At 38.0% G+C, this 19,941-nt stretch carries 23 protein-coding genes and 2 tRNA genes; 12 read left to right on the top strand and 13 right to left on the bottom strand.

What is annotated here, in order from left to right; translation table 11 throughout:
- Window positions 1-5 precede the first annotated feature (5 nt).
- The 6 genes from queA to B4C08_RS08690 all read right to left on the bottom strand — a co-directional run bounded on the left by queA (window position 6) and on the right by B4C08_RS08690 (window position 5,387).
- On the bottom strand, window positions 6-1,046 hold the full coding sequence (gene queA / locus B4C08_RS08715; RefSeq protein WP_296664531.1) for a tRNA preQ1(34) S-adenosylmethionine ribosyltransferase-isomerase QueA: 1,041 nt from the start codon (window positions 1,044-1,046) through the stop codon (window positions 6-8).
- A gap of 31 nt (window positions 1,047-1,077) precedes the next feature.
- Entirely contained in the window at window positions 1,078-2,220 is a 1,143-nt protein-coding gene (gene ruvB / locus B4C08_RS08710) for a Holliday junction branch migration DNA helicase RuvB (RefSeq protein ID WP_296664529.1), read from the bottom strand.
- Entirely contained in the window at window positions 2,217-2,837 is a 621-nt protein-coding gene (gene ruvA, locus B4C08_RS08705) for a Holliday junction branch migration protein RuvA (protein WP_296664527.1), read from the bottom strand. The genes ruvB and ruvA overlap by 4 nt, the downstream gene beginning before the upstream one ends.
- 35 nt (window positions 2,838-2,872) lie before the next feature.
- Window positions 2,873-3,805 (bottom strand): glycosyl hydrolase, encoded by a 933-nt coding sequence (locus B4C08_RS08700; RefSeq protein WP_296664526.1) that lies wholly within the window; start codon window positions 3,803-3,805, stop codon window positions 2,873-2,875.
- Between the two features lie 91 nt (window positions 3,806-3,896).
- Entirely contained in the window at window positions 3,897-4,622 is a 726-nt protein-coding gene (locus B4C08_RS08695) for a flagellar filament outer layer protein FlaA (protein ID WP_295797019.1), read from the bottom strand.
- Between the two features lie 21 nt (window positions 4,623-4,643).
- Window positions 4,644-5,387, bottom strand: a complete 744-nt coding sequence (locus tag B4C08_RS08690) for a flagellar filament outer layer protein FlaA (RefSeq protein ID WP_296664523.1) — start codon at window positions 5,385-5,387, stop codon at window positions 4,644-4,646.
- 225 nt (window positions 5,388-5,612) lie between these two features.
- On the opposite strand from B4C08_RS08690, the gene B4C08_RS08685 reads away from it, so the two are divergent.
- The 8 genes from B4C08_RS08685 to B4C08_RS08650 all read left to right on the top strand — a co-directional run bounded on the left by B4C08_RS08685 (window position 5,613) and on the right by B4C08_RS08650 (window position 9,812).
- Window positions 5,613-6,617 (top strand): class II fructose-bisphosphate aldolase, encoded by a 1,005-nt coding sequence (locus B4C08_RS08685; RefSeq protein ID WP_295797023.1) that lies wholly within the window; start codon window positions 5,613-5,615, stop codon window positions 6,615-6,617.
- 135 nt (window positions 6,618-6,752) lie between these two features.
- Window positions 6,753-7,406, top strand: coding sequence for a hypothetical protein (locus tag B4C08_RS08680; RefSeq protein WP_296664521.1), 654 nt, complete (start codon window positions 6,753-6,755; stop codon window positions 7,404-7,406).
- A 55-nt stretch (window positions 7,407-7,461) separates the two neighbouring features.
- The gene (gene infC, locus B4C08_RS08675; RefSeq protein WP_296664519.1) at window positions 7,462-7,992 is read left to right on the top strand and encodes a translation initiation factor IF-3; all 531 of its coding nucleotides are present in this window, start codon (window positions 7,462-7,464) and stop codon (window positions 7,990-7,992) included.
- A gap of 4 nt (window positions 7,993-7,996) precedes the next feature.
- The gene (gene rpmI / locus B4C08_RS08670; RefSeq protein ID WP_295797028.1) at window positions 7,997-8,197 is read left to right on the top strand and encodes a 50S ribosomal protein L35; all 201 of its coding nucleotides are present in this window, start codon (window positions 7,997-7,999) and stop codon (window positions 8,195-8,197) included.
- Window positions 8,198-8,212: 15 nt separating this feature from the next.
- Window positions 8,213-8,572: a 50S ribosomal protein L20 gene (gene rplT / locus B4C08_RS08665; RefSeq protein WP_013701256.1), complete on the top strand. Its 360-nt coding sequence runs from the start codon at window positions 8,213-8,215 to the stop codon at window positions 8,570-8,572.
- Window positions 8,573-8,575: 3 nt separating this feature from the next.
- Window positions 8,576-9,049 (top strand): hypothetical protein, encoded by a 474-nt coding sequence (locus B4C08_RS08660; RefSeq protein WP_296664516.1) that lies wholly within the window; start codon window positions 8,576-8,578, stop codon window positions 9,047-9,049.
- A gap of 20 nt (window positions 9,050-9,069) precedes the next feature.
- Complete coding sequence (locus tag B4C08_RS08655; protein ID WP_295797031.1) at window positions 9,070-9,372, top strand: cell division protein ZapA; 303 nt, start codon at window positions 9,070-9,072, stop codon at window positions 9,370-9,372.
- Window positions 9,369-9,812: a DUF188 domain-containing protein gene (locus B4C08_RS08650; RefSeq protein ID WP_296664514.1), complete on the top strand. Its 444-nt coding sequence runs from the start codon at window positions 9,369-9,371 to the stop codon at window positions 9,810-9,812. Before B4C08_RS08655 ends, B4C08_RS08650 begins: the two co-directional genes overlap by 4 nt.
- 1 nt (window position 9,813) lies before the next feature.
- Here the strand turns inward: B4C08_RS08650 and B4C08_RS08645 are convergent, their stop codons facing one another.
- The 3 genes from B4C08_RS08645 to B4C08_RS08635 all read right to left on the bottom strand — a co-directional run bounded on the left by B4C08_RS08645 (window position 9,814) and on the right by B4C08_RS08635 (window position 13,113).
- Window positions 9,814-11,070, bottom strand: a complete 1,257-nt coding sequence (locus B4C08_RS08645) for an HD domain-containing phosphohydrolase (RefSeq protein WP_295797034.1) — start codon at window positions 11,068-11,070, stop codon at window positions 9,814-9,816.
- A 95-nt stretch (window positions 11,071-11,165) separates the two neighbouring features.
- On the bottom strand, window positions 11,166-12,035 hold the full coding sequence (locus tag B4C08_RS08640) for an RsmB/NOP family class I SAM-dependent RNA methyltransferase (protein WP_296664511.1): 870 nt from the start codon (window positions 12,033-12,035) through the stop codon (window positions 11,166-11,168).
- Window positions 12,022-13,113 (bottom strand): glycoside hydrolase family 3 N-terminal domain-containing protein, encoded by a 1,092-nt coding sequence (locus B4C08_RS08635; RefSeq protein WP_296664509.1) that lies wholly within the window; start codon window positions 13,111-13,113, stop codon window positions 12,022-12,024. Before B4C08_RS08635 ends, B4C08_RS08640 begins: the two co-directional genes overlap by 14 nt.
- Window positions 13,114-13,194: 81 nt before the next feature.
- Here B4C08_RS08635 and B4C08_RS08630 point away from each other — a divergent pair, with 81 nt between their 5' ends.
- Window positions 13,195-14,022 carry an SDR family NAD(P)-dependent oxidoreductase gene (locus B4C08_RS08630; RefSeq protein WP_296664507.1) on the top strand — a complete coding sequence of 276 codons (828 nt, stop codon included), beginning with the start codon at window positions 13,195-13,197 and terminating at the stop codon, window positions 14,020-14,022.
- 114 nt (window positions 14,023-14,136) lie between these two features.
- Entirely contained in the window at window positions 14,137-15,582 is a 1,446-nt protein-coding gene (locus B4C08_RS08625; RefSeq protein ID WP_296664505.1) for a nicotinate phosphoribosyltransferase, read from the top strand.
- Here B4C08_RS08625 and B4C08_RS08620 read toward each other — a convergent pair.
- The 4 genes from B4C08_RS08620 to B4C08_RS08605 all read right to left on the bottom strand — a co-directional run bounded on the left by B4C08_RS08620 (window position 15,560) and on the right by B4C08_RS08605 (window position 19,437).
- On the bottom strand, window positions 15,560-16,351 hold the full coding sequence (locus B4C08_RS08620) for a hypothetical protein (RefSeq protein ID WP_296664503.1): 792 nt from the start codon (window positions 16,349-16,351) through the stop codon (window positions 15,560-15,562). The genes B4C08_RS08625 and B4C08_RS08620 overlap by 23 nt on opposite strands.
- Before the next feature lie 72 nt (window positions 16,352-16,423).
- Window positions 16,424-18,055, bottom strand: a complete 1,632-nt coding sequence (locus B4C08_RS08615; protein ID WP_296664501.1) for a serine/threonine-protein kinase — start codon at window positions 18,053-18,055, stop codon at window positions 16,424-16,426.
- A gap of 19 nt (window positions 18,056-18,074) precedes the next feature.
- Window positions 18,075-19,091: a metallophosphoesterase gene (locus B4C08_RS08610; RefSeq protein ID WP_296664498.1), complete on the bottom strand. Its 1,017-nt coding sequence runs from the start codon at window positions 19,089-19,091 to the stop codon at window positions 18,075-18,077.
- Window position 19,092: 1 nt separating this feature from the next.
- Window positions 19,093-19,437 carry an FHA domain-containing protein gene (locus tag B4C08_RS08605; RefSeq protein ID WP_013701244.1) on the bottom strand — a complete coding sequence of 115 codons (345 nt, stop codon included), beginning with the start codon at window positions 19,435-19,437 and terminating at the stop codon, window positions 19,093-19,095.
- A 130-nt stretch (window positions 19,438-19,567) separates the two neighbouring features.
- Here B4C08_RS08605 and B4C08_RS08600 point away from each other — a divergent pair.
- Together B4C08_RS08600 and B4C08_RS08595 are read left to right on the top strand one after the other, a co-directional pair.
- Window positions 19,568-19,641 (top strand) — tRNA-Asp (locus B4C08_RS08600).
- Between the two features lie 35 nt (window positions 19,642-19,676).
- Window positions 19,677-19,749, top strand: a tRNA-Pro gene (locus tag B4C08_RS08595).
- Window positions 19,750-19,941 lie beyond the last annotated feature (192 nt).

Genomic DNA, 19,941 nt, shown 5'->3' with positions numbered 1-19,941 from the left:
GTGCATTATTTTATAAGCATTGCGTCTCCATAGCTGAAAAAACGATACTTATTTTCAACTGCAATTTTGTATGCATTCAAAATATTTTCACGTCCAGCAAATGCGCTCACAAGCATAATAAGAGTGCTTTCCGGTGTATGAAAATTCGTAAACATCTGATCCACAACTTTAAATTTATATCCCGGATACATAAAAATACTTGTGCTTCTTGTTCCGCCGTGAACGACTCCATTTTCATCTGAAGCGCTTTCCAAAGTTCTTACACTCGTAGTTCCAACAGCAAGAACCGGCCGTCCTTCTTTTTTTGCTGAATTGATTTTTTCTGCAACGTCATAAGGAACTGTATAAAATTCCTCATGCATCTTATGCTCTTCAATATTATCTGCGCGCACAGGAAGAAAAGTTCCAAGTCCCACATGAAGAGTTATCCATTCAAGGTCAATATTTTTTTCCTTGAGTTTTTCTAAAACAGGCTCTGTAAAATGAAGTCCAGCCGTAGGACAAGCCGCGCTTCCAGTTTCTTTTGCGTAAATAGTCTGATAACGCTCACTGTCTGTATCATCATCTTCACGCCGAATATATGGCGGAAGTGGAATGTGTCCATTTTTTTCAAACCATTCTTCTGTAAGCCTAAATGGAAATTCTATAAACCTAAATTCAGTTCCGTCATTTTTTGAATCAGCAACAATAGTGCCTTCACTTCCATCTGGGAACTTATAGACATTTCCTGCCTTCACTTTTTTTGCGCCTTTGACCATTGTGTTCCAGGCATTTCCTTCAGGCGAAGTCTGATTTAAAAACATAAATTCCTGCTCGCGTCCAGTATCTGTTTTTATTCCGTAGCATCGGCTTCGGCGGACTTTGCTATTGTTAAAGACCATTAAAGTGCCGGGCTCAACCAAATCAACTAAATCTTTCATGGCATAATGAAAAACATTTCCATTCGATTTATCTAAAAACATAAGCTTGTCATTTCCGCGGACTCCAGAAGGTTTTTGCGCAATAAGCTCTTCAGGCAAATCAAAATTAAAGTCACTGGTCTTCATATATTTTCCTTAAAAATAAAAGTTGTTTGTTTTAAAAATCAAAAGCTGGCTCTGACTTTGCATTTCCTTCAAAAGAAATTCCAAGATGATTGTAAGCTTTTTCTGTGGCGACTCTTCCGCGTGGAGTTCTTTGCAAAAGTCCGCACTGAATTAAATAAGGCTCATAATAATCTTCAAGAGTATCCATTGATTCTCCAATTGAAATAGCAAGAGTTTCCGCGCCAACAGGTCCTCCGCCGAATTTTTTAATAATCGCCAAAAGAATTTCCCTGTCATAATTTTCAAGCCCCAAAGAATCAACGCCAAGCCGTTCAAGTCCTTTTTTTACAATCGACTTTGTAATAATGCCGCTTCCTTCAACTTGCGCAAAATCTCTCATGCGCCGAAGAATTCTGTTTGTAACACGCGGAGTTCCTCTTGAGCATCCTGCCATAAGCAAAGCCGCATCGTCTTCAACTTGAACATTAAGAATTTTTGCAGAACGCCGAATTATAGAAGCAAGTTCTTCTTTCGTGTAAAAACTAAAACGCTGTATAATTCCAAAACGGCTTATAAGAGGACTAGAAACCATTCCGGCTTTTGTTGTTGCGCCCACAAGAGTGAATTTAGGAATCGGAATTCTGACAGTTCTTGCCGCAGCTCCTTGTCCGATAATCCAGTCAAGTTCATAGTCTTCCATCGCAATATAAAGCATTTCTTCGATTGCAGGCTTTAATCTGTGAATTTCATCAATAAAAAAAACAGTCCTCGGAGAAATTGTTGAAAGAATTCCTGCAAGATCCTTTGGCTTTTCCAATGCAGGCGCACTTGTAACTTTAAAGTCTGCGCCAAGTTCATTCGCAGTAATTTGCGCCAAAGTTGTTTTTCCAAGTCCAGGTGGTCCAATCAAAAACAAGTGATCCAAAGCTTCCTGTCGTTTTCTGGCCGCATCTATAAAAACACTAAGATTTTCTTTTACCGTTTGCTGCCCAAGAAATTCATCCAAAAGCGCAGGTCTCAAAGAATTTTCCTGAACATCATCTGCGGAAGCAATATCCGCGCGCACAATATTCACAGAAGATTCAGCTGATTTTCCATGCGCAGCCTGAAGCGCAAGCTGCGTAACAATATTCATTTCGTCTTCTTCAGAAGGCTTTTTCATATAAGAACTTCTGGCATTTACACTTTTATTCATCTTGCAAGCTCCAGAATCGATTTTTTAAATACTGAATCTTCTTTTGCATTTTGGCTAAGCAAAGAGAAATTTTCATCAGAAAGGAGCTCTGAAGAAATTTTTGAAACAGCATCCTCTGCCTTTGCGCGGTCATATCCCATGCTCACAAGCGCATCAATCACATCTGAATAGGCATTATTTTTTCTAACTGCACTAGATATATTTTCATTTGAAACAAACGAAAGCTTTCCTTTTAAACTCAAAATAATTTTTCCAGCAGTTTTCGGTCCGACTCCTGGAACTTTTTTCAGCGCATCAACATCGCCGCTGTCAAGAATTTCAGCAAGAGCCGTAGTGGAAATATTGCTCATAATCTTGACCGCGCCTTTAGGTCCTATTCCATCAACTTTTAAAAGATCAAAAAACAAAGCCCTTTCATTTTCCGTGGCAAATCCAAAAAGCGACATTAAATTTTCAGTGTGCTGCATCCAGACAAAAACGCGTCCTTTGCTTCCCACTGGCGGAATTTTTTCAAGCGAAGTGTCGGGAACTGTAACGTCCCATTCAATTCCATTTGTCTCTATAAAAAGTTTCTGCGGAAATTTTCCGGTAACAACTCCAGTCAAACTGTTAAACATGGCAAAATTATATATAAATTCCCAAAAAGAAACAATTAAAGAGTTACAGCATACGGACTTTCGTACATTTTTTGAAGTGACTCTTTCGTATTGTATTTTTCGCCGATGCAAAACTCTTTTGACCAAGTCATATAATAGGCCCAAGGAATATGCGTTTTTTCCAGAATTGAAACATCAGGAATGTAGCCGACTTCCGCAAGAGCGCAAACTTTATTTTTTGAAGAGCCTTCGCAAAGCTTTAAATATTCAGCTGAATAATCTGTCGGCTCGTACTTAGGACGATAAACGTCAATTGAAACTACATCAACTTTGTCATCTCCCGGATACGCTTCCTTTACATCGCTGTTCCAAACCCAAAGCAAATTATTCAGCTTATGAACATTCGTGTAATAGTCAAACATAATTTCATAGAGCTTGCCGGCAACAACATGGCCTTTTGCTCCCCACCAAAACCATTCTCCGTAGCTTTCATGAAAAGGACGCCAAAGCACAGGAATATTGCTGAATTTTTTTAGAATTTCCGCAATTGAATCCATATCGTTAAAGAATTTTTTTCTTTCTTCTGTTCCTTCAATAAGAATTTTTTCCGCATCAAAATCAGTATTTTTTGAATAAAAACTTTTCCCTTTTCCTCCAAGCGGCGAAAACCAATGAAAAGTAAAAGTTAAAATGCCAGAAGTTTCGCTAGCCCACTTTAATGCCTGCTCCACTGTATTTTTATTTTCTTCAACTTCGGTAAGGCACTCTGAATCGGATTCAGCATAATTTATATTTGGAGAATAAGACAAAAGCTCAAATCCTCTAAGTTTAGGCTCTTTTCCTGTAATTGATTTTATGTAGCTTATTTCTTCCATTGGAACAGTCTGCGTATGCTGACCTGTTATGATTTTCTTTCCGGAAATTTCATAAAGATACTCAAGAAGTTTTTTTGCCGCAGAAATCGCATTTTTATTTGCAGTTTGAATCATAAATTTTCCTTGTTAATTTGCATAAAAAAAGGCTGCCCTTTACGAAGCCAAAACAACTTCTAGGACAGCCTATTGAACAACTAGAAAAAGACTACCAGTTATCCATCATATCATCTTCATCTTTATTTTCAAGGTCATAAAGATCTGTTACAGCTCTCATGTCATCAAGATACATATAGAAAGCGCCTCTTGCTTCCATAGGGTTGCAGTCTACACGGAATCCAACAATGCGAAGTCCAGGTTTGTCTCCGTGGTACACACTCTGCTGAACAATTCCATGCTCGCTGTCTGGAGAAGGAGGAATAGCCGTTGTAAGCTTTTTCCATCCGCTGAATTCCAATGAACCCATCCAGATTTCAAAATTGTTTCCATTATAATCCTGAACCAAAAGCCAGAGCTGATGTCCCATGTTGCGTCCGCAAGCCCAAACAGAAACGGTCTTTGTAACACCTTCAATAGGAATCGGGCGGGCAGCTGTGATATAGAAAGAATTTACGCCACGGCGGAAAAATTCAACTTTAACGCCAAGAACTTTTGTATCTTCAATCTGCTGATTTCCAGAGTCATTCAATTCCTCTTTTGCAGCAGGGCTTCCTTCAAACAAGCGTCCTGTAATAACACCGTTATCAGAAGAAATATGAACATTCCAAGAACCTTCTCTTTCAAAACGGTCTACACTCACCTCGCGAAGAGCCTGACGAGCACTGTCGTTTCCGATATTTGATGCGTCCGGCTCAGAAAGGCTGTCTGTCTGAGAAAAAGCAGTTCCAGCAAAAACAGCAGCCAACGCTAAAACAGCAAAACTTATTTTCTTCATTTGTATTCCACCTTTATTTTATTATTGAACTGTTGTCTCTGAATTATCTGTGTTACCAGAAGATGACGTCTCTGACTCGCCAAAATCCGCATCTTTCAAAGCATATCCATCATATACGTTTGCAAGAGTGTTTGTTGTGTATTTCAACTGATCAAAATAAATAACATAGTCATCTACAGCTTCATTTGCATCTGAGCGAATTCTAAATCCAACAAAACTCATGTTAGGTCTTCCAGAGCGGAATCTTGAATGCTGGCGGATATATCCAGGAATATTTACAACAACATTTCTCCAGCCATTGAACATAAGATTTCCAGCTTTAAGCGCATGAACGCGGCCGTCTGCATCACGAATAAGGAACTCAAGTCTGTAATTGTAGTTTGCACCCCAAACCCAGAAGTCAACCTGTGTAACTGTTCCTACAAAAGGAATTTCATAGGCGGCGTCATCTTTAGAAGGATAAACTTCAAACCAGTTATCGCCTTTGCGGTCATATTTTGCCTTTACACCCAAGACCATAGCGGCAGGGTCAGAATCTTTGTGGTAAGGAATCAGTGAATTTGGAATTCCTTCAAACTTTTTCAAAATTGGATAGCCTTCAGCAATGAAACGGCTAGACTGAACAGCCCAAGACCATTCCATATCTGTATCGAAGTTGTCGATAACAATTGTTTCAACAGCCTTAGAGCTTGGCTGAGCTACTGCCGGCACGCAGAATGCAAGTCCAAGAATCAGGCTACCTAAAATGACTACGCCCTTTTTCATTAAAAATCTCCTTGAGTACGATTGTTTTTCATGTATCGCCAAGTTTTATTTTATTTAACTGATTAAAAAAAAATCAACTAAATTTTCAACGTTTATTATATTTACACAATCATTTTTTGTCAAATGATTTATAAAGTATTTTGCAATTCACTTTCAGTCTTGAATTTTGCATTTAAATGTTTTATCTTATTAAAAGTCCGAACATTCCGGATACAAGGAGCTAATATGTACAGTTACAAAGATCTTGGACTTGTAAACACAAAAGATATGTTTGCAAAGGCAATGAAAGGAAAATATGCGATTCCAGCATACAACTTCAACAACATGGAACAGATGCAGGCAATTATTCAAGCTTGCGTTGAAACAAAATCGCCAGTAATTCTTCAGGTTTCAAAGGGCGCAAGAGCTTATGCAGACAAGTACATTCTGCGCAATATGGCTCGCGGTGCAGTTGAATACGCACATGAACTTGGATGCGATATTCCGATCGTTCTTCATCTTGACCATGGTCCTAACTTTGAAGTTGCAAAAGACTGTATCGACAACGGATTTTCATCTGTAATGATTGACGGCTCTTCACTTCCTTACGAAGAGAACATCGCTGTTACAAAAAAAGTTGTTGAATACGCACACTCACAGAAAGACTACGTTACTGTAGAAGCAGAACTTGGCGTTCTCGCAGGTGTTGAAGACGAAGTTGCTTCAGCAGAAAGCCACTACACAAAGCCGGAAGAAGTTGTTGACTTTACAAGCAAGACAGGATGCGACTCACTCGCAATCTCAATCGGAACTTCACACGGAAGATGCAAATTCACACCGGAGCAGTGCACACGCAGTCCAGACGGCGTTCTTATTCCACCGCCACTCGCATTTGATGTTCTTGAAGCAATTGAGAAACAGCTTCCTGGATTCCCAATCGTACTCCACGGCTCATCTTCTGTTCCAATGGAATATGTAAGAATCATTGAGCAGTACGGCGGAAAAATTCCTGATTCAGTCGGAATTCCAGAAGAGCAGCTCCGCAAGGCTTCAAAGTCAGCAGTTTGCAAAATCAACATCGACTCAGACGGACGCCTTGCAATGACAGCAGCAATACGCAAATTCTTTGCAGAACACCCAGACAAATTCGACCCGCGCGAATACCTCGGACCAGCACGCGAAGAACTCAAGAAAATGTACATGCACAAAAACATTGACGTTCTTGGTTCAGCAGGACATGCATTGGACTAGTCCAGTAAAGAAATAATGTTTTGCATACGGAGAAATTTCATTTTATATGAAGTTTCTCCGTTTTTTTATGCGCTCAATATCTTTCAATAATGAAACTGTTGAAAAAAAAGTTTTTTGCCGCTAAACTAGCTAAATATGTACTCATTTTTAATTTTATCGATTCCGTCGGCAATTGTTTTTTACTGTTGCACTCACACTGAATATAGCTTCAAAAATTTCTTTGCTCCTATTGCAATCGGACTTACAGCTGGAATTGTCTCGACAATTTTCAAGGAATATTTTATTTTTTCAGCATACGTTGCCACATCGGGATTTTTCGAGCATTTTCTGCATATACTGAAAGCTACACTTTTCCCGCCAGTAATTTTATTTGCGCTATGGGATTTTTTTTCAAAAGATGATGAAAAATACAAAACAACAACAGCTTTTCCGCTGCTAGCATCATTTTATGCAATTTTTCTTCCATATATATCGATTTCAAGCCCTGAAAAACATTCATTTTTCTTTTTATTCGAAAATCCGATTCTCTTTATTTGCACAGCGTTTTCTGCACAGGCGTTGTATTTAAAAATAAAAGTCAGCATAAAATCCGCGCAAAAAAACAAAATTGCAGTTTTAGCAATTGCATTTGTTTTAATTTCATCAGCACTGCCAGCAATTCAAACCTTGTGGTATTTTAAAATATTCGGATTTGCACACATCGTGCTTGTAGCTATTTTTATCGCGGCAACATTTATTTTCCATAAAATCACATTCAGCAAAGAAAATTCACTAGACACAGTTCTATAATTTCTGATAAAATATTTTTTATGCTATGCGAGTATTTTATACTCTAGGAGGATAATTGGCAGACAACAAAGGTATGCGCGTAAATGAACAGATACGCGTAAGGGAGATCAGACTCATTGATGATGAAGGTGAACAGAAGGGAATTGTCCCTACAATTGAAGCCCTCAGAATGGCAAAGGATCGAGACCTCGACCTTGTAGAAGTTTCGCCAAACGCAAATCCGCCGGTTTGTAAAATACTGGATTTCGGAAAGTACAAGTTCGAACAGGAGAAAAAGCTTCGTGACTCCAAAAAGAACCAAAAAGTACTCAAACTCAAGGAGATTCGTATGCAGCCTAAAATCGGCGCAGGCGACCTTGACACGAAAGCAAAGCATGTTCAGGAATTCCTAAACGAGGGTGACAAAGTGAAAGTAACTATCCGTTTCCGCGGACGTGAGCTTGCTCATACTGAACTCGGTTATGATGTACTGAAAGAAGTTGAAAAAAGACTTATTGAAGGTTCTTATGCAATTGAAAAGCCAGCCGCAATGGAAGGCAGATTCATGTCTATGACCTTGAACTCAAAAGTCAAAAAGCAGGGGTAAAACTATGCCTAAGATGAAAACAAAGAAATCCGCATCAAAGCGTTTTTCTTTAACTGGTACTGGAAAAATTAAGTACAAGAAAATGAATCTTCGTCATATTTTGACAAAGAGATCACCAAAAAGAAAGATGCACTTGCGCCATGCAGGAATTCTTTCAGAAGATTCAGCAGCAAGAATCCGCAAACAGCAGCTTCCATACGGCTGATTTTAGGAGTAAAAGATGTCTAGAGCGATAGATGGAACAAAACGTAAAAACCGCCGTGTAAAACTCTTGAAGCTTGCAAAAGGCTTTAAAGGCGACAGAAAATCAAATTACAAAGCTGCAAAAGACGCTGTTGTAAAAGCACTTGATCATTCTTATGTTGGACGCAAACTCAAAAAACGCGACTACAGAAGCCTTTGGATTGCTCGTATCAATGCGGCAGTTCGCGCTGAAGGAATGTCATATAGCCGCTTTATTGACGGTCTTGTAAAAGCTGGTGTTACACTCAACCGCAAAGCATTGAGCAATATGGCTATCGAAGATCCAGTTGCATTCAAAGCTGTTGTTGAAGTTGCAAAAAACGCAGTAAAGGCATAAAAAATGATTACACTCGATCAAGTTTTGTTGTTGCAGGAAAAAGTAGAAGCCGCTGTTGAAAAAATCAGTTCACTAAATGATAAAGTTTCGCAGCTTGAATCTGAAAACGATGCTTTGCGTAGTAAATGCGCCGAGCTTACAAAAGCGTTTTCTGAAAAAACGGAGCTGGTTTCTTCTATTGAATCAACACAGGCAAAGATTGAGGAAAGCATTTTAAAGACATTAAACCGTCTTGACTCTGTTGAGGATGCAATTCTTAGCGGTCAAGGCGGACAAACTGGCAGTGAAACTTCTTCAGAAGCACAGCCAGTTCAAAACGAAATTCCACAGAAAGAAAATACAGTTTCTGAGCAGCAATCATCAGAGCAAACAGTTGTTTCAGAGCCTCAGATTTTCCAGCAGGAAGAATCAAACAATGAGCAAGAAAATCCGTCTGAACCGCAGACAGATTTAAACGGACAGTTTGATATTTTCTAATACGCAGGAGAAAAACTGCATTGGGAAAACTTCAAATTGAATTGCTCGGAGCATCATTTTCCGCACAGGCTTCAGAAGACGATGCCTATCTTGCAAAACTTTTATCTTATTACAAAGAAATCACAGAATCCATAAAAAATTCTTCCGGCGTAAAAGATCCTTTAAAGATAAGCATTTTATCTGGAATTGCGCTTGTAGATGAACTTTACAAGGAAAAACAAAAGTCTATTTTTCTTTCAAAATCAGTTCCAACTGAAGATGATGAAAAAGCAGAGAGAATCGCACAGAGCATAATAGAAAAAATCAGCGGAGCATTGGAATGATTTTTGTTGACGCAGATTCATGCGAAAAAAATGCAAGAGAATTTATTTTAAATGCGGCGGTAAAAAAAAATCTCAAAGTAATCTTTGCCGCAAATAAAAATATTCCTTTTGCATTTAATAATCCGCTTTTCAAAATGGAAATATGCTCCAAAGAAAAAAATTCCGCAGATGATTTTATTGTGGAAAAATCCAAGCCGGGTGACATAGTTGTAACAAGAGACTTAATTTTGGCGCAAAGAATTTTTAATAAAAAAATACCAGTTATGAATGACAAGGGAACTGTTTTCAATAAAGAAAATCTTGAATATCTTATAGAAGAACGGCAGCTAAGCATTCAAATGAAAAGCCTTGGAGTTTCAACTGGCGGAAAATGGAAAAATTACAGCGGAAAAGACTTTGAGCAATTCAAAAGCGCCTTCTCTGCCCTTCTTGAAAATTAGTTCAACTGATTGCGCTATTAATATCTTCCAAACGGTCTTTTATCTGCATAAAGGCATCTACAAGTTCCGGATCAAACTGATGACCGCGCTGCTCTAAAATTTCATTAAAGGTATCTTCAACGTTCCATTCAGCCTTGTAACATCTTTTGTGGCGGAGCGCATCATAGACATCTGCAAGAGAAACAATTCTTGCTGCAAGTGGAATCTTATCTTCTTTTAAAGCCTGCTCAATTTCATGCGGCATTTTTGTTGCGGGAATATAATCCATGTAGTCAAAGTTTCCAGGATAGCCTTTGTTTCCTCCGTCCCAGCGGTCATGGTGATGAAGACAGACATCGCGTGCCATTATATCCAAATCGTTTTCGACTGGAGTAAAAATCTGCGCGCCAACGCAAGTGTGTCCTTTCATAATATCGCGCTCATCTTCATCAAGAATTCCCTGCTTCTTTAAAATTTCATCTGGGATAGCAACTTTTCCTACATCGTGGCATCTTGCGGCAAGACGAAGATTATCACGGAATTTGTTTCGTTCTTTTTCTGGAATTTTTTTATTAGAAGCGTAGCGGTCATATATTTCAAGAGAAAAGCGGGAAACTCTTTCAACGTGCGCGCCAGTTTCTTTTGGATCGCGGAATCCGGCGGTTTTTACAAGACGGTCAACATTAAGCCTTGTAAGATAAGCATATTCATAAATCGAACCGACTTTTGCAGCAAACTGGGAAATATAAAATTCAGAATCCTTGTCAAAAGGAATAACATTTCCGTCTTCATCCTTGGCATTTATAATCTGAAGAATCCCAAGAACTTTTCCATTTGTCATTATGAGCGGAATTGTAAGCATTGATTTTGTATGGTAGCCAGTTTTTTCATCATTCGCCGAATTAAATTCAAAAAGCCTTACTTCTTTTTTTTCGTCATCGACAAACTCAGGCAAATTATAGACATCTGGAATATTTATAAGTTTTTTAGAAAGAACGCAGTAGCCAGAAATAGACTGATTTGTAGGAACAAGATAAAAAGAAGTGTACGAAAGTTTTTCTCCTGGAGCAAGCTGATTCTGCATTGTATCATTCTGACTATAACGAATCCAAAGCTTGTTTTCCTTGCTGTCGTACTCATAAATTGAACCAGCATCGGCATTGACGATTTTACGCGCGCCAGTCAAAATATTTTCCAAAAGAATATCAACGTCTCTGATTTCTTTAAGCTGCTCTTCTATTTCCGTTATAAGACTCTGTTTCCTTTCGTGCTTAGACATAGTTCAACGTCCTTTACTTTTTTCAATTTATAAAATTATAAATCAATTCAAAACAAAATTCAATTAATTCAGGCAACTTGAAAAAAATTACTGCGCTATGATTTTTTTATCAAAGAAAAATAAATCGGTCCTGCACCAAAAGATTTATCTGGCAAAATATGAAAACCAAATTCAGTTTTTTCTGCAAACAAAAAATAATCTTCAAGGGAAAAATCTTGTGGGCACAAAACATCAGCTTTTATAGACAATCTATTCGAATCGAAAATTTCTTTCATTAAATTTTTTGAAACAATATTTGCATCTGGAAATTTTTTCAGCAGTTTTGAAACAACTCCGTCATTTTCCTGTGGACACAAAGCGCAAGTTGCATACAATAAAAAGCCTTTTTTTTTCAGCAATCTGTATGCGCAAGAAAGAAGCGCCCACTGCTCCATTGAAACTGTTTTTATTCTTGAAGGGCTCCATTGCTCAAGATATTTTTTATCATTCAAAACATGGCGTTCACTTGAACACGGCGCATCCAAAAGAATGCTTTCATAACATTCAGATTCACGTCTGCACCAAGAAGCACCGTCACTTAAGCTGACTTTTACATTGCAAGAAATCTCAGGCGGAAGTGAAGATTCCACAACTTTTGAAAGGCGGACTTTTCTTGAAGGAGAGCGTTCATTTGAAAAAAGTACAGCATCATCATTTTTGTTTCCTGCCAAAACTAAAGTTTTTCCGCCGGGAGCCGCGCAAAGATCAAGAATTTTTTCAGAATTTTTTACAGGCAGACACAAGGCGGCGACAATACTTGCAGGATCTAAAAAATAACTTTCACAATTTTTATATGATAATTCTGCGTGCAAAGTTTCTGTGTCAAGAGAAGCCTTTAAGTTTTCCCAACGCTCACCAAAAATTTCAGAATAAAACTTCTCAAATGCTATTTGGCCAAAAACTTTTTGCGTTTTAGTTTTCTTCAATTTTTATAATCCCCTTTTCTAATTTAAAGTCCAGCACTTTTTTTTCCGCCGCGCAAAGACGATTTGCAAAAAATTTATCGTTTGCAGCAAGATTTAAAAGCGACTTTGCAACTGAAAGAAATTTTTTTTCGCTAAGCATAATCACGTCCACACCAGAGATTATGGCATTTGCGGCAACTTGCTCTGGAGGAGAATTAGAAAGCGCCCCCATAAAAACATCATCGCTTAGCACAAGACCTTTAAAGCCAAGATACGACTGAAGAATTTCTTTTATCCAAAAACTGCTCATGCAAGCCGGATTTTCATCAAGAGAATTTACCTTTGCATGGCTCACCAAAACACACGACGGATTCGATTTTAAAATCAATGCAAATGGAAAAATAAAACTTTTGAAAACTTCAGAAGGCGAAAGCGTTATTTCTACAGAGCCCGTGTGAGGATCTGAATTCGCATTTCCCGGAAAATGTTTTGCAACAGAAGCAATTCCGTTTTCTTCATAAGCTCTTACGCAAATCATGCTGTATGCAACTGACTTTGGAACATCGCCAAAAGTTCTTGTTCCTAAAAACACTTTATTTGATTCAATTTTAGCTTCCGCAACAGGCGCAAGATTCATCGTGATTCCAAGCTCTTTCATTTGAATAGCCTGATTTGAGTAAATGGAGTTTGCTTCCTGCAATGTATAATTTTCGCTGATTTTTTTTTCAGACGGAAGATGCGATGTAATTTTTTTTAACCGGTTAACTTCCCCGCCTTCTTGATCAACTGCAATAAAAGGAAGCGGACTTTTGTTTTTTTTATAAAAAGAATTTATTGAAAAAATATAATCTTTCAGCTGATTTTTTGAATTTCCAATATTATAAGAAAATAAAATAATTCCGCCTGGAACAACCGCTGTTCCATCTTCAAGAAATTCAACTGGATGAAAAGTTTCATTGCCTTCAACATTGACTAAAAAGATCTGCGAAATTTTTTCTATTTCAGAAAGGCTGTCCCAAATTTTTTCAGCAGGAGTTGTTGAATACAAAGGAAAAAAAACAAGCAGCAATGCAAGAAATTTCAGCGCAACATTTTTCATGGCAGAAATTATAATTTAGCTTTTAATTTAAGTCTATCGTTTCGTCTTGGAGTTGTAAAAAAAAACTGCTACAATCAGAATATGAAAAAAATCATTATTGTAACAGGAGCTTCAAGCGGAATGGGATTTTGGTTTGCAAAACTGCTTGCCCGTGAAAGCTCGGAATTTGAAAAACTTTCCAGCGACGAACTTTGGATTGTAGCCAGAAGAAAAGAGCGGCTTGAAGAATTAAAAACTCAAATTGAAAATGAATCATTCCAAGAAAAAATAAAATTTCCAAAAGTAAAAATTTTTCCAATCGATATTTCAGGAATTCAAGGAGCTTTAAAAATCAAAGAGCTTTTTGAAAATGAAAAATCAAAGGGCGATTTTAAAATAAATGTTCTTGTAAATAACGCAGGCTTTGGAACTTACGGCGAGTTTGTACAAACTGACACAATGCGCGAAATGGAAATGATTGACCTTGACTGCACTTCCCTAACAGGAATAACAGGATTTGCGCTTCCTTACATGCAAAATGGCTCACGGATTATAAACGTTGCAAGCCTTGCATCTTTTTTGCCGCTAGGAAACTTTGCAGTCTATGGAGCTTGCAAAAGCTACGTGTTAAGTTTTTCAGTCGCCCTTGCAGCAGAATTAAAACACAAAGGAATAAAAGTTACAGCATTGTGTCCAGGACCTGTAAGCACGGAATTTGCAGATGTCGCTTCAAGAGGTGCAAGAAAAAATGTTCGGCACGGACTTTCACCTGAAAAAACTGTAATGGATGCAATAAAATGCTCACGCAAAGGAAAACTTTATTCCATGAAATTTTTCAAATGGAAATTCAAGGCAGCAGCAAGCAGATTTATAGGACGATATTTTGGTGCCTGGGCAACTTACAAATTCTGCAAGCGTCCCAGCAATTGAATTTTAAAGCGCAAAATGTTATTCTAAAAAAAGGACGCCGGTTGTGTTCAGCAGATGCTGTCTGTGCACTCTAAAGAAAACCGTCCAAAAGCAAAATATTTTTGGAGGACGATTATGCACTCAACATTCAGCAAAAGCGCACTTTTCACAGATTTTTATGAACTGACAATGGCGCAGGGATATTGGAAACAGAACATGAACCATCAGGTTGTCTTCGATATGTTTTTCAGAAGACAGCCTTTTAACGGCGGATTCAGTGTCTTTGCAGGAATCGAGCCTCTTTTGGATTCTCTTGAAGATTTTTCTTTTGACGAAGATGAAATTTTCTATTTGAGAGACCAAGGCATTTTTGAAGAAGGCTTTCTTGAATATCTAAAAGACTTTAAATTTTCCGGCGACTTATATTCATTTGAAGAAGGCTCGGTTATTTTTCCGCAGGAACCGCTTGTAAGAATCCACGCAAATTTAATTGAAGCTCAGATAATTGAAGGGCTTGTCTTGAATCTTTGCAACTTCCAAAGCCTGATTGCAACAAAAACAGCAAGAGTCTGGCTTTCAAGCAAAAAAGGAAATGTAATGGAATTTGGTCTTAGAAGAGCACAAGGTCCAGACGGCGGAATGAGTGCAACCAGAGCTTCATACATTGGAGGAGCGGCAGGAACAAGCAATACTCTTGCAGGAAAAATTTACGGAATTCCTGTAATGGGAACAATGGCGCATTCCTGGGTAATGTCATTTCCAAGTGAACTTGAAGCATTTGAAGCCTATGCAAAACTTTATCCAAATAAGACAATTTTTCTGATCGATACTTACGACACTTTAAAAAGCGGAATAAAAAACGCAATAAAGGCGGGTGCAAAACTTGTTGAGCAAGGCTACAACTTTGGTGTGCGACTTGACTCTGGAGACATTTCATACTTAACAGCTGAAGTAAGAAAAGAACTTGACAAGGCAGGATTTCCGCAGGCATTCATTTGTGTTTCTAATGACTTAACAGAAGAAATAATCGAAACTCTCGTTCAGCAGAATGCGCCGATTGCAAGCTGGGGCGTTGGAACTCACATGGTAACAGGCGGAACGGAATCCAGCTTTACAGGAGTTTATAAGCTTGCCGCAAAGAAAAACGGAAATGAATTTGTTCCTACAATGAAATTCAGCGACAACCCTTCAAAAAACACAAATCCAGGAATAAAAAATGTGTTCAGGCTTTATGATGAAAAAGGAATGGCACGCGCTGACATTTTGGCACTTGAAGAGGAAACTTTAGAAGCCGGAAAAGAATACCGATACTTTCATCCGATGGTTGACTACAGGCAGTTTTCATTTACCGCCTCACAAATAAAGCCAATGCTAAAAAAACGTCTTGAAAACGGCAAAAGAACAGAACCTCGCCTTTCTGATTCCGAACAGCTGAAAATAAGCAGACGAAGAATGATGGAAGAAATTGAAACGTTAGATCCTTCATTCAAGAGAATTTTGAATCCGCATATTTACAAAGTTTCCATGACAGAAAAACTAAAGGATTTAAAACTTGCTTTTATAAAAGCCAATATCCGCTGATTTTTTTCTTGTCATTCATCGACTTTATTTTTTCCGCAGGCAGAGTAATTCTCATTGAGTAATGACCTTTGTATTCTCTGTCTATGCGGATTTTTACAGACTTTTCATTTCGGCAGGCTTTTCGCAGTTCACAAATATACGAAAACAAAACGGCTCTTTTTTCAGGAAGATAGCTTCCAAATAAAAGCGATATAAGTTCCTTTTCAGAAACCTCTTTTTCAAGTCGTTCATGAAGATATTTAAAAACCTTGAATCTTGACGGCGGAATTTTATGAACAACCTGAAATTTTTCTAAATCAAGCTGCAAAAGTTTTTCTTCTTCTGTTAAAAAAGTTTCAGGACGGTTTATTACATTTATATATTTATTGAACCGCTCGCTTTTTAAAAACACTTCAATTAAAAAGAATGTGTCTTCAAGTTTATCTATGCGCTCAGGAGCAATCCGCGGAACAAGATAAGTTTTATTTTTTGAAATCCAAAATGCAGTCATCTTGTCAAGCTCTGGAAAAGGATCATTAAAAACAACAACTGGCGCAGGATTCGGCATCATGGACATTTCAACATAAGGATTAAAAACATCAATTTGAAATGTGCGGACATCAATCAAAACGTAGTCAAGCGCGCCCGGCTCAACAAGTTTCAAAGCCACATAAAATTCATGCGGCTTTAAGAAAATTTTTACATCGCTGCCAAAAGTTTCTATTCGAAGCGCAAGATATTTGCAAACTTTTAAAAGATCTGGCTTTATAAGCAGATAAACCTTTCCCAAGAGCTCCTCCTAACTAACTAAAAATACAAAACTTAAACAAGCAAAAATTTTTTCACACAATTCTTCCAGCTATCATTTTTTCCTCATGTTTCCAGTTATAAAAAGCTCATCTTGATACCAGTCAATAAGCAGGCTGAAATATTCATCATAATAACCTTCATGAATCATAAGGAATTTATAAACGTTTCCTGTTTTTAATTTAGAAAAATCAACTTTAGAAGAATCAATCCACTTTGAGCCGACTTGAATTCTAAACTGGGAACTTTTAGTTAAATCTTTTCCAGTTTCGCAGTCCACAGCTGAAAAATGAACAGTTATATTACGGCTCGCATTTTTCAGGAAATCAAGATTCATAAGGATTTTTTCTTTTCCAACAGAAATGCTTTTCCACCAGACATAAGGTCCTTCCGCAATTTTTATCCTGTATTCTCCCGGACGAAGAAAAACATCCTTTGTTACATACTCAAGATTTTTTCCTTTGGAAGAATTTTTTGCAACTGAAAAAACTCTCCGGGTATTTGGCACTTCCGGAATTCCGTCATTATCATTAACAAAGAAAAATGCGCGCGCAGGAAGATCTGCATTTACACTGGCAGTCGAAGGCATAAGCATAGACAACGAAACCGGAGTAAACCAATTTCTAAGAACAGTTCTATGAATAATTCCAGAATTCCAAGCCTCGCAAAAAAGAAGCGCAACAGCACAAGCTGCAAAACCACCAAGCGCAATCCGTTTAGCTTTATAATTTTTAGGAATATACGAAGGAAACTTTATCGTCTTAGAAGAAATTATTGCCTGCGCAAGCGAAACTCTTATTGCGTGTGTATCATAATTTTTTAAGTAGCGTCGGATTTTTGCAATTACCGGATCCAAGTTTTTATAACGCTTTTCAGGCTCAGGCTTCATCATTTTTCTAATAAGGGTTTTCACAACAGGCGGAAGATTTTTTACAATTTTCTGCGGCGGAATATATTTTCCTTTTTTTATTTTTGCAATTGTTTCTGGAGCCATGTCTCCCGCATAAGGCTTAGAACCTGTAACCATTTCATAAAGCATTACGCCCATTGAATAAATATCAGCGCGGACATCCACAGAACTTGAATCCATAAGCTGTTCTGGAGACATATAGGCAGGAGTTCCAAGTGTAGAGCCGGCTTGCGTTATGGAACTGTTTTTTGTAGAAACAACAGTTTTATCAGAATCCACAGTTTTCTTTGGCTCTTCAACTTCATCCTTTTCATCACTGGCAATTCCAAAATCAGCAAGCTTTACTTCAGCTCTTTTTGAAATAAGAATATTTCCTGGCTTTATGTCTCGGTGAACAATATCCTTTGAATGAGCATTTTTCAGTCCAAGGCAGGCATCAAGAAAAATCAAAAGCGCAAGTTCAGGCGGAAGAGAAACCTGTTTTTCAATAAGCTTGTCCAACGACATTCCATCAACAAATTCAAGCACAATATAGTTTGCTCTGCCTTCAGTAAAATAATCAAACATCCGCACAACATAAGGACTTGACAACTCGCTTAAAATCCGAGCCTCTCTTTTAAATCTTTCACGGATTGCAGCCCCGCCGCTTTTTAAAATAAGCTTTTTTATAACGACTTTCCGCTTTAACTCAGGATGAGTCGCAAGATATACAGCACCCATTCCGCCTGTAGCAATTTTTGTGCAGTTTTTGTACTTTCCAATTGTTTCGCTTTCCATTGGACTCTCCTATCTTTATTTATATAACACTTTTTATGTCAGTTTCAGGATTGAATTTTTTTTCAGGAACAACAATAGCAACATTCATTTCATTTGGATTATGAAGCTGCAAATAAGCTCCATCTTGACGCAGCAAATATTTTCCGTCTTTTACAGGACGATGGCCACCAAACCACAAGACACCGCTTCTTTTTGCAGAAGGATTCAAATTCTTAAAAAGCTTTTTTACACTTCCCTTTTCAGCCGTGTCATTCGCAGTCCAAGTCAGTCCTAAAACAACATCGTCATTTTTATGGTAATCAATAATTTGCTTTCTTGAAAAACTAAAGGCAGGCTCGGCATGGCTCACAGCAAAATCATAGAACACAGCGCAAACAGGCAAAGCTTTTTCCCACAGGCTTATCAAATGAAGAATCACATCGCCGTAAACTTGCCGGATAAAATCGCAGCACATGCTTCCTTCCTGCACAAACTTTCTAAATGCAAGGTTTCCGTGGTGGCTTTCATTTAAAATATTCTCGTGGTTTCCTTTTAAGAAGTGAAAATTTTCAGTGAAATTGTTTTTAAGCTCCATGATAATCATAAGAGTTGAAATATTTTCTTTCATTTCTTCCTGCATAGGCTGGCCGGCATAAACATCCATTGACCAGTCTTTGTAAGCCGCAACCCACCTGTCATAACCGCGGCTCTCCGAATGAAACGCATCTCCAACGCAAACAACAAAAATTTTTTTATCATTCAGAAGAGACAAAACTGATTCATCTTCAATTTTAAAATCAAGAAGCTTTAAAAGAAAATCTGCGCGCGCATGAATATCAGGAACTATTATAGAAGGAATTTTTTCAGTTGAAAAATCAAGAAGTCCGCCTGGCTTGCTGTCAGAACCTACAGGTCTGTAAGACGGACATTCATTTTCGAGTGTAGACAAAGATTTGTCCAAAAAGAGCTGAAATTCGCATTCTTCTGGAAAAGAATTTGAGTCGTTTATTTCATGCAGATGATTTCTAAAACAATCCAGCTCTTCTTTTGAAAACATTCTAGCCCATTATAAGATTTGAAGAGCCAATTGTAAGTTTGTCTCCAGCATTAAGCTTAACGTATTTATCCGGCGGAATTCTGCGGCCGTTTAAAAATGTTCCGTTTGTGCTTCCTTCATCTTTTAAGAAATAGGCATCGCGGATTTTTTGAATAATGCAGTGATGACGGCTTGCTAGCTTTGAGTCAATCACAATATCGTTATCGGACTCGCGTCCCATTGTGATTTTTGCGGCAATCTGAATTTTTTTCTTATTGAAAACAAGATAGGAAACCTGCTGAGATTCCGCAATTTTGTCCAAATGCTGCCCCAAAGGACTTGAATTTATAATAGTTGTATCAGCCATAGAATATATTATAAAACAGTTTTTCAAATTTTCAAGTTTTATTTCAAATTATATGCAAAAAAATTTTTCATCACAAAACGAAAACGCTATTGACACACATAAGATTTTAATGCTATATTCAGTAGCACATGGGGTGTTAGCGAAGCTGGTTATCGCGCTGGCCTGTCACGCCGGAGACCACGGGTTCGAGTCCCGTACATCCCGTTGTACCGTTCATTATGAGCGGTATTTTTTTTATTCGGGCAATAGCGCAGCTGGTAGCGCGCTAGCTTCGGGAGTTAGAGGTCCCGGGTTCGAATCCCGGTTGCCCGACACTTTTCCCTTTCAAAAAAAATCAACTAATGTGTTTACCGCAACTAAAATCGAAACAGAAATCCTAAAACTTCTCGGCAAAAAAGACACTCAAAAAAGCGAGCCGATTGAGTTTGAAGAACAGCAAATAATAGAAGAAATCTGCAAAACAAAAGAAAAAGATTCCGCCGTAACGACGCAAATAATACAAAA

Origin of the sequence: Treponema sp. UBA753, assembly GCF_002297325.1 — a bacterium.
GTDB lineage: Bacteria > Spirochaetota > Spirochaetia > Treponematales > Treponemataceae > Treponema_D.
Note: the sequence above shows the minus strand (reverse complement) of the source record. Positions and strands in the feature narration are given on the sequence as shown.